This window comes from Dactylosporangium sp. NPDC049742, assembly GCF_040674675.1.
Taxonomy (GTDB): Bacteria; Actinomycetota; Actinomycetes; order Mycobacteriales; family Micromonosporaceae; genus Dactylosporangium; species Dactylosporangium maewongense.
On the sequence record NZ_JBFANF010000027.1, the window covers coordinates 91,410 to 104,382 of the forward strand.

Genomic DNA, 12,973 nt, shown 5'->3' on the forward strand with positions numbered 1-12,973 from the left:
ATCACGGAAACGGGGTCAGGGGTGGCGGGCCGTGGTGGTGTCGGCGCGCACCTTTCCCTTTCGCGGTGGCGGGGGTGGGGGTTTCTCATGATCCGGAAGACTTATGGTCGCTACAGCAGCAATAAGTCTTCCGGATCACGGAAACGGGGTGAGTCCGTCAGGGCCATTCGGTGGCGTTGGTGGGGTTGAGGGTGCCTGGGGGGTCGACTACGACGCAGAAGGTGATGCCGGCGGGGTCGCGCATGGTCCACCAGCGGTCGTGGCGGTCGAGGCGGGTCGCGCCCAGGGACTCCAGGCGGGCGACCTCGGCTTCCAGGTCGTCGGTGTGGAAGTCCAGGTGGACCCGGGGGGTGCCCTCGCCGAGGCGCTGGGTCAGCAGGACCAGGTCGTGGCCCGGGATGCGGGCGCCGTGGAAGTCGGGGTACTTGCCGACGCGCTCCAGCGGGGCGCCGAGCGCGCCCCGCCAGAACGTGACGGTCGTGTCCTCGTCGGACGCGGGCACGTCCAGGACGATGGTGTACAGCCTGCTGTAGTGAGCCACAGCGGGAATCTACGCCGCCAGGAGGATCGAGGTACGCAGGGCCGGGGCGCCGTCGACCGGGGCCGGGTCCTCGTCGGTGGGGGCGACGCCGCCCGCGGCGATCCGGTCCAGGGTGTGCAGGCCGAGCGGACGGACGCTGCCGAAGATCGTGTAGTTGGGGCGCAGCGCCGAGTCGGCGAACACGAGGAAGAACTGGCTGCCGTTGGTGTCGGGGCCGGCGTTGGCCATGGCGAGCACGCCGCGGGCGTACACCTTGCGGGCGCCGGTCGGGTCGGTCGGGGCCGGCGGCAGGTCGGTCGGCAGCTCGTCCTTGTACTTGTAGCCCGGGCCGCCCTCGCCGGTGCCGGACGGGTCGCCGCACTGCAGGACCTTCAGCGTCGGGTACGTCGTCAGCCGGTGGCAGATCGTGCGGTTGTAGAAGCCGTGCCGGGTCAGGTGCAGGAAGCTCTGCACGGTGCACGGCGCCTGCGCCCGGTCCAGGGTCAGCGGGATCAGGCCCAGGTTGGTGAAGAGCGTGACGGTCACCGTGCCGTGCGACGGCGTGTGCCGCGGGTCGCGGGGCAGCGGCACCGGCCGGACCGCCGGGTCGTCGGGTGTCGGGGTGTACGCGCACGGCCCGGTCGTCGGTCCGCCGGGAGCGGCGGCCGAGGCGGGTGTGGGTGCGACGGCGAACGCCGCCACCGCGAGCATGACCACGACGGCACGGATCCGGACCACGTTGTCCTCCATCGAAGATTGGGAATCTTTTAGAGGTCTAACGGATGTCGATGTACCGCGTCAAGGCCGATGCCCGATTGGGCCCGGATCGGCGGCATAGCAGCGGCAGTGCCCCTTCCCGTTGTTCACCTCTTGCATGTCCGGCGTGCGCACACGGCCGCGCCTGTTGGACATGCGCTGTCCCGAGCGTGTGTCCCAGAGGGTGGGCGTGCCGGGTGGACGAAGGGGTAGCTGGTGCAACAATCGAGGTTCGTCTTCTTAGCGTTGGCCGCGGCGGCCGCCGATGACGGCACGGTAGCCGAGGCCACGACCTGGATGCTGGTCTCGCCGAACAACCGGCCGCTGGGCAGAGCGGCACGGCTGTTCGACACCTATGGAGCCTGTCGCGACTCGGTGCTGTACCTGCGGGCCGGGTTCGCCGGCGCGAGCAGCACGGTCGCCGCGGTGGAGTCCAGCGGGCAGTGGGTCTGGCGGGTTGAAATCGACGGCAGCACCGTCGGAATGTCCAGTCGTTCCTATCTGCGCGCAAGGGAATGCCACTACAACCTCGAGCGCTTCCTGGAAGCCGTGCCGGCGGCGGTCGTGGTGGCCGGCACCCGCAGCGTCCGAGGCGGTCATCCCCTGGTGCCCGGCGCCGGCGGTGACACGGCGGTCCTCCCGCCGCGCCCGGCGCCGCGGGGCGCCCGGGGCCCGTACGCCGACCGCCCCCGCCTCGGGGAGCGCGACGTCCGGGCCCAGGGCGCCCGCCTGATGTACCGGGCGACCCCCGGCAACCCGCCGGCATGACGGTCGTCGAGGCTCCCGCGGCGGTCGACGAGGTCGACGAGCCGCGGCGGCTGAAGTGGCGCCCCTCGCCCGCCGACCGGGTCTTCCGGGGCGTCGCCAGGGCCGCCGGCGCGACCGTGCTGCTGGTGGCGCTGCTCGTCGGGTCGTTCCTGGCGTACCGCGCGGTGACCGCCCTCAGCGTCGTGCGGTGGAGCTTCTTCACCACGAAGCAGTGGGAGCCCGACCCGATCTCCGGGAGCTTCGGCATCGCCGCCGTCGTCCCGGGCACCGTCATCATCGCCGGCATCGCGATCGTCCTGGCCGTGCCGATGGCCGTCGGCACGGCGCTGTACATCTGCGAGTACGCGCCGCGGCGGATGCGCCGGATGCTGGTGACGCTGGTCGACATGATGGCGGCCGTGCCGAGCGTCGTCTACGGCCTGTTCGGCGTGTTCCTGCTGCAGCCGAACATCATCCACCTGTCGCGGTGGATCGCCACGTACCTCGGCTGGATCCCGATCTTCGAGGTCGCCGACTACGACACGACCAACCCGCTGTCGAGCATCACCGTGTTCACCGCGTCGAGCTTCGTCGCGGGGACGGTCGTGGCGATGATGGTCACCCCGATCATCTGCTCGATCTCGCGCGAGGTCTTCTCGCAGGCGCCGATCGGGGAGCGGGAGGGTGCCTACGCCCTCGGCGGCACCCGCTGGGGCATGATCCGCACCGTCGTCCTGCCGTACGGCAAGGGCGGCGTCATCGGCGGCTCGATGCTCGGCCTGGGCCGGGCGCTGGGCGAGACCATCGCCGTGTACATGATCATCTCGCCGGTGTTCGACATCCAGTGGCACGTGCTGCAGACCGGCGCGATCTCGGTGTCGTCGCTGATCGCGCTGCGCTACGGGGACTCGGCCGACTTCGCCGTCTCCGCGCTGATGGCCGCGGGCCTCGCGCTGTTCGTGATGACCCTGCTGGTCAACTTCGCCGCGTCGATCGTCATCGGCCGCACCCGCTCCGGAGCCGGCACATGACCTCCACCGACACCGCCCGGACGACGGACCAGCCGGACACGGCCCCGGCGACCGGGCAGCCGAAGGACCACGCCGCCGAGGTGGGCGCGCAGCCGAAGGACCACGCTGCCGCGGCGGCCGCGCAGGCCCAGGACCACGCCCACACCGCCGCGGCGACCGGGCCGGCGCAGGCACAGAAGCAGGACCAGGACCAGGCCGCCGCGGCGATCGAGCGGACCCGTGTCGACCTGACGAAGCCGGACCGGCCTGAGTCCGGTGCGGCGACGCCCGGCGCGGCGACGCCCGAGGCGGCCGGGAGCGGGCAAGGCGGCACGACCCGGGCGGCCGGTCCGTCGAAGGCACCCGCCGGTGGGGGACCGCGGCACGCGCGCCCCGACACCGCCCTGACGTTCGTGCGGCGCCCGCTGCCCGAGGCCGCCCCGGGCGAGGAGCGGCGCCGCGAGCTGCGCGCCGGCCGGCGCCTCGACCGGCTCAACGTGACCGGCTCGCTCATCGCCGCGCTCGCGTTCACCGCCCTGCTGTTCGGCCAGATCGCCCCGTTCGACGGCGTGCTCGGCTTCATCGTGGTGGTGTTCTTCGCGTTCCTGGCGTTCCTCGGGCTGCTGACCTCGCTCACCGAGGACGGGCCCGCGATCCGCGACCGGATCGCCGCGGCCGTCATGACCGGCATCGGCATGCTGCTGCTGGCGTTGCTCATCGTCGTCGTGGGCTTCACGTTCTGGCGGGCGTGGCCGGCGCTGGTGCACGGCAACTTCTGGGTCGAGGACATGAGCGTCGTCCAGCCGGCGAGCCCGCTGGACGTCGGCGGGGCGCTGCACGCGATCGTCGGCACGCTCGAGCAGATGGGCATCGCGCTGATCCTGTCGGTGCCCCTCGGCATCACCTGCGCGGTGTTCCTCGGTGAGATCCCGGGCCGCTTCAGCCGGTTCGTGCGCACGCTCGTCGAGGCGATGACGGCGCTGCCGTCGATCGTCGCGGGCCTGTTCATCTACGCCGGCCTCATCCTGGCGCTCGACCAGAACAAGTCGGGCCTGGCGGCCGGCATCGCGCTGTCGGTGATGACCCTGCCGATCATCATCCGCGCCGCCGACGTGGTGCTGCGGCTCGTGCCGGGGACGCTGAAGGAGGCGTCCTACGCGCTGGGCGCCTCCCAGTGGCGCACCGTCTGGCACGTGGTCCTGCCGACGGCCCGCTCCGGCCTGACGACGGCCGTCATCCTCGGCACCGCGCGCGGCATCGGGGAGACCTCGCCGGTGCTCATCACCGCCGGGTTCACCCAGTTCATGGCGCTCAACCCGGCGGCCGGCCCGCAGGTCTCGCTGCCGCTGCTGGTGTTCAACAGCGTGCGCTTCCCGCAGCAGGAGATGGTGACCCGCGGCTTCGGCGCCGGCGCGCTGCTCATGCTGCTCGTCCTGGTGCTCTTCGCGGCGGCGCGGGTCATCGGCGGCCGCGGCCCCGGCGAGCTCTCCCCGGGGCAGCTGCGGCGCCGGGCGGTCGCGTCGGCCCTCGACGTCAAGCGGTTCCAGCGCCGCCGGCCGGCGAATCCCGGCGGTGAATCCGATAAGGAGTTTCTCGATGTTCCGTAGCGTCGCCAAGACCGCGGCCGGGGTCGTCCTCGGGCTTCTGGCCATCGCGGCGCAGCCGAGTCCCGCGTACGCCGCCCCGATCAAGGTGCAGATCGCCGGCGCCGGCTCCACCTGGAGCCAGCCGGCGCTGCGCGCGTGGATCGGCAACGTCACCCAGTTCGGGCTGAAGGTGTCGTACGCCGACACCGGCTCGACCGACGGCCGCAAGCAGTTCGCCAACGGCAAGGTCGACTTCGGCGTCTCCGAGATCCCGTACGGCATGGCCGACAGCGCCACCCGCGACATCGACTCGCCGCCGACCGGCCGGGGCTACACGTACATGCCGATCGTCGCCGGCGGCACCTCGTTCATGTACAACCTGACCATCGGCGGCCAGCGGGTCACCAACCTGCGCCTGTCCGGCGACACCATCGCGAAGATCTTCACGAACAAGATCACGTACTGGGACGACCCGCAGATCAAGACGGACAACCCGAAGCTGGCCCTGCCCAACCGGAAGATCATTCCCGTGGTGCGCTCGGACGGCTCCGGCACCAGCGCCCAGTTCACGCTCTGGCTCAGCAAGCAGCACCAGGGCATCTGGGGCGACTTCTGCCGGTCGGTCGGCCGCAACCAGAACCCGTGCGGGCTGACCTCCTACTTCCCCGTGATCAGCGGCAAGAACATCGGGCAGAGCGGCTCCAACGGCGTCGCCGGCTACGTCGCGCAGCCGCGGTACGAGGGCGCCATCACCTACGTCGAGTACTCCTACGCGAAGACCGCCAACTTCCCCGTGGTGAAGGTGCGCAACACGAAGGGCTACTTCGTCGAGCCGACGGCGACCGCGGTCGCGGTGGCGCTGACCCACGCCACGATCAACGGCGACCTGACCCAGAACCTCGACAACGTCTACGCGAACGACGACAAGCGCACCTACCCGCTGTCGTCGTACTCGTACATGATCCTGCCGACCGACACCCAGATGCGGATGACCGAGGACAAGGGCTACACCCTCGCGGAGTTCGCGCACTACTTCCTGTGCAAGGGCCAGGCCCAGGCGGACGACCTCGGGTACTCGCCGCTGCCGAGGAACCTCGTCGACGCGGCCGCGGCCCAGGTCGCGCGGATCCCGGGCAGCGCCTCCTCGCCGTGGGACGTGACCAAGTGCCAGAACCCGACCTTCGGCCCCAACGGCGAGAACGCCCTGGCGGCGACGGCGCCCTTCCCGCCCGAGTGCGACAACGTCGCCAGCGGCGACCAGTGCGCCACCGGCACCGGCGGCGCCAAGACGCCGACCCGGACCGGCGGTGGCAGTGGTGGCACCACCGGACCGGCGGCGACGGGAGGCCCGTCGGCGTCGTCGTCCGCGCCCCCGGTCGTCGACCCGGACACCGGTGAGACGGTCGACGCGGCGCAGGCCGCCGGCGGCAACGACGTGGCGGGTGTGCCGGTGTCGCTGGACCAGGCCGGCACGTGGGGCCTGCGCCGGGCGCTGATGATCGTCGCCGCCGCGCTGCTGCTCGGCCTGATCTTCGGCCCGCCGCTGCTGGCCCGCTCCCTCGGCGGCCGGCGCGACCGTGACGGCGGCCGGCGATGAGCGCCCCCGCACCGCGCCCGCCGGCACCGGACCAAGACCGCGACGAGCACGACGCCCGGCCCGCGCCCGGCGCAAGCGGCGACGAGCACGACGCCCGACTCGCGCCCGGCGCAGGCCGCGACGAGCGCGACGCCCGGCCCGCGCCCGGCGCGCGCCGCGACGCACCCGACGCCCGGGACGTCGTCGCCGACCTGCCGCCGTCGGGGCGCGCGGCGCGGACGGCCACCCGCGCGGCGTGGCGCCGCCGCCTGACCGGCGCCGGCGTGGTCGGGATGCTGCTGCTCGGCACGCTCGTGCGGGGCACGTCGGCGACCGCCGGCGACACGTTCGCCCCGCCGCTCGGCGTCGACGTGCCGACCCCGTCGGCGCAGACGATCAACCTGACCGGCGAGTTCGCCGGCACGACGATGACCGTGTCGCAGACCCGCGACCTCGGCAACCAGGGCATCACCATCTCCTGGAAGGGCGCGCCGCCGACCCCCGACGCGACGCTCGGGCAGAACGTGTTCGCGTTCATGCAGTGCTGGGGCAACCCCGACGCGCCCGACCCGGCCCCGCACGTGCCGGGGAAGCCCGACCCCAACTGGGGCCGGGAGACGTGCCAGTTCGGCGCGCTGCTGGACACCCCGCTGTGGGGCGGCGACAACGCGCCCGGCGGCGGCACGATCCGCACCATCGGCATCAACGGCGTCCACGAGCCGGACGAGACGCTGCCCGAGGACGCGGTCATCGCGCCGTTCCGCTCCGTCAAGGGCACCCGGATCGGCCACGGCGGCGCGTCCGACCCGTACCCCGGCGGCCTGGGCCCGCAGACCGGCTCCGACGTCGTCATGGCCGAGTACTTCGACCGGAACAAGACCAACGAGATCCCCTACGGCTACACCGCCGGCGACGGCACCGGCCGGGTCGTGTTCGAGACGCAGACCGACATGGAGGCCCCGCACCTCGGCTGCGGCCTGCCGGACTCCGCCGGCGTCATCCAGCCGTGCTGGCTGGTGATCGTGCCGCGCGGCCACACCGACCCGCTGACCGGCGCGGACCTCACCGGCACGGGCCTGCCCGTCAGCGGCTCACCCATGGCCGTCAGCCACTGGAAGCACCACGTCGCGGTCCGGCTGGACTTCCGGTCCGTCCACACGCCGTGCCCCATCGACCAGGCCGAACGCCCGACGGTCGGCTCGGAGATGATCGCGCCGGCGATGCAGGCGTGGCAGCCGGCACTGTGCGGCAAGACCGGCAACGTGTACGGGTACACGCCGACCTCCGACGACGAGACGGCCGGGCAGGTCCGCGGCACCGGCGACGACTCGCCGGGGCTCGGGTTCACCTCCAGCCCGGTGACCGCCCGGCCCGGCGGCCCGACGCCGGTGCACGCGCCAGTGGCGCTGTCGTCGGTGGTCGTCGCGTTCACCATCGACAACCAGGTGAACCCCGGCTCGACGAACCCGGAGGAGGAACTGCTGCGGGCCAAACAGGTCAACGGGATGCGGCTCACCCCGAAGCTGATGGCGAAGCTGCTCACGTCCTCCTACCAGCGTGACATCCCCGACGGTTCCAGGGCCGAGCACCTCAAGGAGAACTACCGCACGATCATCGCGGACCCCGAGTTCCGCACGATCAACCCCGACTTCCGGTTCTCCCGGCTCAACCGCGACATCCAGCCGGTCATGGTGCCGCTGGGCGGCTCCGCGGCGAACCGGGCGGTGTGGGCGTGGATCCTCGCGGACAAGCCGGCCCGCGACTTCCTGTCCGGGGTCCCGGACCCGGCGTACACGGACCCGGTCACCGGCGTCACGTACCACATGAAGGTCAACTCGTTCTACACGAACTTCGGCCTCGACGGCGTGGTGCCGGACCGGTTCCCGAAGTCCGACCCCACCTGCAGCCAGCCGGCCCCGGACATCGTGCCGGAGCTGAAGGTGTGCATCTTCAACAAGCAGCCGTACACCTCGTCGATGACCGACGGGGCGCAGCAGACCCTGAAGACCGACACGCACTCCGAGGTCGAGTTCGACGTCGCGAAGTACGAGAGCAGCGACCACCAGATCGTCACGCTGAAGCGGTCGCCGCCGCAGCAGCAGGGCAACCGGTGGGTCATGGCGATCACCGACTCGGCGTCGGCGGCCCGGTTCGGCCTCTACTCGGCGAGCCTGCTCAACGGCAACAACCCCAACGACCTGACCCAGTACGTCGCGCCGACCAAGCAGAGCCTGCAGACGGCGGTCGCGGCGATGGGGGCGACGGCGAACCCCGACGTCCTGGCGCTGGACCCGAGCCTCAAGAAGCCGGGCGCGTACCCGCTGACGATGCTCACCTACGCCGCCGTCGACCCGAGCCGCGGCAGCGCGGTCCGGGAGGGCTACGCGAAGTTCGTCGAGTTCGCCGCCGGTGACGGCCAGCGCGAAGGTGTCGCGGTCGGGGACCTGCCGCCCGGGTATGTGCCGCTGCCCGATGCGTTGAAGGCCAAGGCCCGCAGCGCCGCCGTGGCGATCCGGGCCGGCTGGACCGCGCCGCCGGAGCCCGCGGAGGCCACCACCCCCGTGGCGGCCGGGACCGTGCCCGCGCGCGGGTCGACGCCGTCGCTGGCGCCGACGAGCGCCCGGCCGAGCCTGTCCGTGGCGCCCGTTCCGGCGGCCCGGTCCACCGACCCCGAACCCGTCGACTGGGCCCAGCGGTACCTGCTGTCGATGGTCCTCGGTGCCGGGCTCCTCGCGGCCGCCGCCGGCCCCGTCCTGACCGGTGTGGCCCGGCGACGCGAACGCCGGTGAGCCTGTTCATCCGGCCTACATGTTGGCGACCGGCCTGCTACGAACCGCCTGCGAATGATGACCCCGTTCGCCTCTCGAACATGCTGAAGTAGAAGGGGAAACGCATGAAGGTGCTGACCTTCGGACGGGCTGTCAGCCTCGGCCTCGCGGTCGCTGCTGTCGCCCTGACGGTCACCGCGGCACCCGCCGCCGCCAACCCGCCGGCCGGCGAGTACCGCCAGCTGGCCGGCGTCGGCTCCGACACGACCCAGGACGTGCTGAACGGTCTCGGCGAGACCGTGACCAGCGGCGGCTCGAAGGTGATCGCGTCCTACGACGCCCGCCCGACCGGCCTGATCAAGACCAAGACCACCGGCTGCGAGTTCAACCGTCCCGACGGCTCCGGTGCCGGCCGGACCGCCCTCAAGGCGTCCGAGAACGACGGCGGCAACGTCTACCAGGGCGTCAACGTCACCGGGTGCGTGGACTTCGCGCGCTCGTCCAGCTACGGCGGCGGCTCCTCGCCGCAGACCACGGGCAACTACACGTACATCCCGTTCGGGGTGGACGCGGTGTCGTTCGCGGTCAACACCGACAGCGACCTGCCGACCAGCCTGACCTTCGTGCAGCTGCAGCGCATCTACCGCTGCCTGACCACGGTCGTCAGCGGTGTGCCGGTCAAGCCGCTGCTGGTGCAGCCGGGCTCCGGCACCCGGTCCTTCTGGCTCAGCAAGATGGGCATCGCCGAGACCGACATCGCCAACGGCGACTACCCGTGCCTGATCCAGACGGTGAACGGCCAGCAGATCCAGGAGCACGACGCCCGGGTCCTCGCCGGCCACAACGACTACATCATGCCGTTCTCGGTCGGGCAGTTCATCGCGCAGGGCAACGCCGCCGCGATCGCGACCCAGACCGGCGTCGTCGTCGAGGACCGGCGCGGCACCTCCCGCATCGGCCGCGTCAACGGCCTCCAGCCGATCGTCAACGGCAAGCTCAACATCAACTTCCGTCCGCAGCTGATCCGCGACGTCTACAACGTGGTCCCGACCCGCCGCCTGGCGGAGCCGGTCATCGCGCAGACGTTCGTCGGCTCCACGTCCGCGGTCTGCGTCAACCAGTCGGTCATCGAGCTCTTCGGGTTCGGTTTCCGCGCCACGGCCGGCGCCACCCTGTTCGAGGGTGCCTGCGGCTCGACCACGCTCAAGGCCGCGTCCTGAGCACCGCGGCAGCACTGTAAGGCCTACCGGCCGGGCGTCCACTGTGGACGCCCGGCCATCCCTGTCGAGACGAGGATCCTCCATGCGCCTGCGCCGAATCGCCGCGATGGCCGCCGCCGTCACCGTGGCCACCGTCACCCTGCCCGGTCCCCTGACGGCCACGGCCCACGCCGCGCCGCTCGGCACGATCACCGTGACGCCGGCGACCGGTACCGTGGACACCGACCCGATGTTCGCCACGGCGACCGCGTCCGCGGCCTGCCCGGCGACCTACGGCACCAACGCCGGCCTGCGCATCGCCAGGGCCGGCACGTCGCAGTTCGCGAACCTGACCCGGGTCGGCGACGAGGGCAACTACGACGCGGTGCCGCCCACGCTGCGGCCGAACCGGTCGATGCGGGCGGCCTTCGGCACGACGCCGATCACCGACGGCGACTACACGCTCATCATCGTCTGCACCAGCGAGAGCACCGGCGACCACCCCGACGTCTTCAGCGCCACGATCCGGGTCAGCGGCACCACCTGGACCGCGAGCGGCGGCGGCCCCGGCCCCACGACCGGCCCGACCACCGGGCCCACCGGCGGCACGGGCGGCACCAGCAACAAGCAGACCCTGAACACCGAGGTCGGCCCGGCCGCGACGAGCGCCTCGCCGTCACCGACCGGCACCCCCGGCGGCGGCCTGCCACGGACCGGTTCGGCGGTCGCCCGCACCGCGGCCATCGGTCTCGGCCTCGTCGCCGCCGGTGTACTGATCGTCCGCCTCGTCCGCCGCCGGCGGCTGGCATGAGCGGCCCGGAGCGCAGCGGAGCGGCCGCGAATCGGCATTGCAGGTGTGGCTCAGGCCGACGCCGGAGCGCAGCGGAGGTGGCGGCGTGAGCGGCCCGGAGCGCAGCGAAGGGGGCGGCACGGTCACCATGCAGCTCCCGTCGGTGGAGCCGGCGATCGAGATGACGTCCGAGGCGCCGGAGGCGGCGCCCGAGGCCGGGAAGCCAGACCTGCCCGGCACGGTGGGCACGCCGCCGGACCGGCCGGCGTCGGGGCTGCGGATCGCCGGCAACGGGCTGAGCATCCTCGCGGTGCTGCTCGTCGGCTTCACGCTGCACGTGGCGCTGCTGTCGCAGCTCGGGTACGGCCGGGTGCAGCAGACCGCGTACGCCGACTTCCGCGCCGCCCTCGCCGAGGCCACCGCCCCCGTCGGGCAGACCGGCCCGGACGGCAAGCTGCTGGCGCTCGGCACGCCCGTCGCCGTGCTGCGGATCCCCGCGCTCGGCCTCCAGCAGGTCGTGTTCGAGGGCACCACCGGCGAGGTCATGCAGTCCGGGCCGGGCCACCGCCGGGACACGCCGCTGCCCGGGCAGGCCGGCACGAGCATCATCATGGGCCGGCACGCCGCCTACGGCGCCCCGTTCGCGGGCCTGTTCCTGCTCAACTCCGGCGACCGGATCGAGGTCGTCACCGGCCAGGGCGAGTTCGCGTTCGTGGTCCTCGGCGTGCGCCACGCCGGCGACCTCACCCCGGCACCGGTCGCGGTGGGCCGCAGCCGGGTCACGCTGATGACCGCGGCCGGCGCGATGTTCTTCCCGTCCGACGTGATCCGGGTCGACGCCGACCTCGACAACGGCACCGAGACGGTGCCGGCGCCGCCGCGGCCGCTCGGCACGAAGCAGCTGCCGGCGTCGGAGCGGGTCCTCGCGGGCGACGACGCGGCCTGGATGCCGCTGGTGCTGTGGGGGCAGGCGCTGCTCGCCGCGGGCCTCGGCATCACCTGGGCGCGCCGGCGGTGGGGCGGGGTGCAGGCGTGGATCGTCGGCGTCCCGGTCCTCGCCGTGATCGGCACCGCCACGTCCGACGTCGCCGTCCGGCTCCTGCCGAACGTCCTGTGACCACACCGATTGTGAGGGACCTGCCGTGACGAGCACGACGCTCGAACCGCACACCGCCGAAACCCCGACGACCGCCGAGCTGGACGCGCGCAACATCTCCGCGTGGTTCGGCGGCCACAAGGTCCTCGACCGCGTCTCGCTGCGGATGCCCGCGGGCCAGGTCACCGCGCTCATCGGCCCGTCCGGCTGCGGCAAGTCGACGTTCCTGCGCATCCTCAACCGGATGCACGAGCTGGTCCCCGGCGCCGAGCTCGCCGGGGAGGTGCTGCTGGACGGCGAGGACCTCTACGACCCGTCGCGCCGCATCACCGACGCCCGGCGGCACGTCGGCATGGTGTTCCAGAAGCCGAACCCGTTCCCGGCGATGTCCATCTACGACAACGTCCTGGCCGGGCTGAAGCTCACCGCGGTGCGGGCGTCCCGCCGCACCAAGGACGACCTCGTCGAGGAGTGCCTGCGCAAGGCCGGGCTGTGGCACGAGGTCCAGACGCGGCTGCGCTCGCCCGGCGGGGCCCTGTCCGGCGGCCAGCAGCAGCGGCTGTGCATCGCCCGGTCCCTGGCCGTGCGCCCGCGGGTGCTGCTCATGGACGAGCCGTGCTCCGCGCTGGACCCGACCTCGACCCGGCGGATCGAGGAGACGATCGGCGAGCTGTCCACCGAGGTCACCATCGTCATCGTCACCCACAACATGCAGCAGGCGCAGCGGGTGTCGCAGCACTGCGCGTTCTTCCTCGCCGAGCAGGGGACCCCGGGCGTCATCGTCGAGCACGGCCTGACCTCGGCGATGTTCGACACCCCGCAGGACCGCCGCACCGCCGACTACGTCCACGGCCGGTTCGGATAAAACGGCCGGTCCGGACGAGTTGCCGAGGCGAACAAGGGGCTGACACCTCGAATTCGCTTT

11 protein-coding genes are annotated in these 12,973 nt (G+C 72.5%); 9 read left to right on the top strand and 2 right to left on the bottom strand.

The genetic code is table 11. The annotated features are described in order from the left end of the window. Nucleotides 1-157: 157 nt before the first annotated feature. Together AB0J72_RS29760 and AB0J72_RS29765 are read right to left on the bottom strand one after the other, a co-directional pair. The gene (locus AB0J72_RS29760; RefSeq protein ID WP_363404248.1) at nt 158-541 is read right to left on the bottom strand and encodes a VOC family protein; all 384 of its coding nucleotides are present in this window, start codon (nt 539-541) and stop codon (nt 158-160) included. A gap of 9 nt (nt 542-550) precedes the next feature. Then, nucleotides 551-1,270, bottom strand: coding sequence for a peptidylprolyl isomerase (locus AB0J72_RS29765; protein WP_363404250.1), 720 nt, complete (start codon nt 1,268-1,270; stop codon nt 551-553). A 222-nt stretch (nt 1,271-1,492) separates the two neighbouring features. On the opposite strand from AB0J72_RS29765, the gene AB0J72_RS29770 reads away from it, so the two are divergent. The 9 genes from AB0J72_RS29770 (at nt 1,493) to AB0J72_RS29810 (ending at nt 12,913) form a co-directional block, all read left to right on the top strand. Beyond that, nucleotides 1,493-2,044 carry a hypothetical protein gene (locus tag AB0J72_RS29770; RefSeq protein WP_363404252.1) on the top strand — a complete coding sequence of 184 codons (552 nt, stop codon included), beginning with the start codon at nt 1,493-1,495 and terminating at the stop codon, nt 2,042-2,044. Beyond that, on the top strand, nt 2,041-3,054 hold the full coding sequence (gene pstC / locus AB0J72_RS29775) for a phosphate ABC transporter permease subunit PstC (protein ID WP_363404254.1): 1,014 nt from the start codon (nt 2,041-2,043) through the stop codon (nt 3,052-3,054). Before AB0J72_RS29770 ends, pstC begins: the two co-directional genes overlap by 4 nt. Continuing rightward, on the top strand, nt 3,051-4,640 hold the full coding sequence (pstA, locus tag AB0J72_RS29780; RefSeq protein WP_363404256.1) for a phosphate ABC transporter permease PstA: 1,590 nt from the start codon (nt 3,051-3,053) through the stop codon (nt 4,638-4,640). Before pstC ends, pstA begins: the two co-directional genes overlap by 4 nt. Beyond that, nucleotides 4,630-6,216 carry a phosphate ABC transporter substrate-binding protein PstS gene (gene pstS, locus AB0J72_RS29785; RefSeq protein ID WP_363404258.1) on the top strand — a complete coding sequence of 529 codons (1,587 nt, stop codon included), beginning with the start codon at nt 4,630-4,632 and terminating at the stop codon, nt 6,214-6,216. The genes pstA and pstS overlap by 11 nt, the downstream gene beginning before the upstream one ends. Next, nucleotides 6,213-8,984 (top strand): hypothetical protein, encoded by a 2,772-nt coding sequence (locus tag AB0J72_RS29790; RefSeq protein ID WP_363404260.1) that lies wholly within the window; start codon nt 6,213-6,215, stop codon nt 8,982-8,984. Before pstS ends, AB0J72_RS29790 begins: the two co-directional genes overlap by 4 nt. Before the next feature lie 104 nt (nt 8,985-9,088). After that, complete coding sequence (locus tag AB0J72_RS29795) at nt 9,089-10,183, top strand: hypothetical protein (RefSeq protein WP_363404262.1); 1,095 nt, start codon at nt 9,089-9,091, stop codon at nt 10,181-10,183. Between the two features lie 82 nt (nt 10,184-10,265). Further along, nucleotides 10,266-10,973, top strand: coding sequence for a hypothetical protein (locus tag AB0J72_RS29800; protein ID WP_363404264.1), 708 nt, complete (start codon nt 10,266-10,268; stop codon nt 10,971-10,973). Between the two features lie 85 nt (nt 10,974-11,058). After that, complete coding sequence (locus tag AB0J72_RS29805; protein ID WP_363404266.1) at nt 11,059-12,069, top strand: sortase; 1,011 nt, start codon at nt 11,059-11,061, stop codon at nt 12,067-12,069. 79 nt (nt 12,070-12,148) lie between these two features. Further along, nucleotides 12,149-12,913, top strand: a complete 765-nt coding sequence (locus tag AB0J72_RS29810) for a phosphate ABC transporter ATP-binding protein (RefSeq protein WP_360573175.1) — start codon at nt 12,149-12,151, stop codon at nt 12,911-12,913. Nucleotides 12,914-12,973 lie beyond the last annotated feature (60 nt).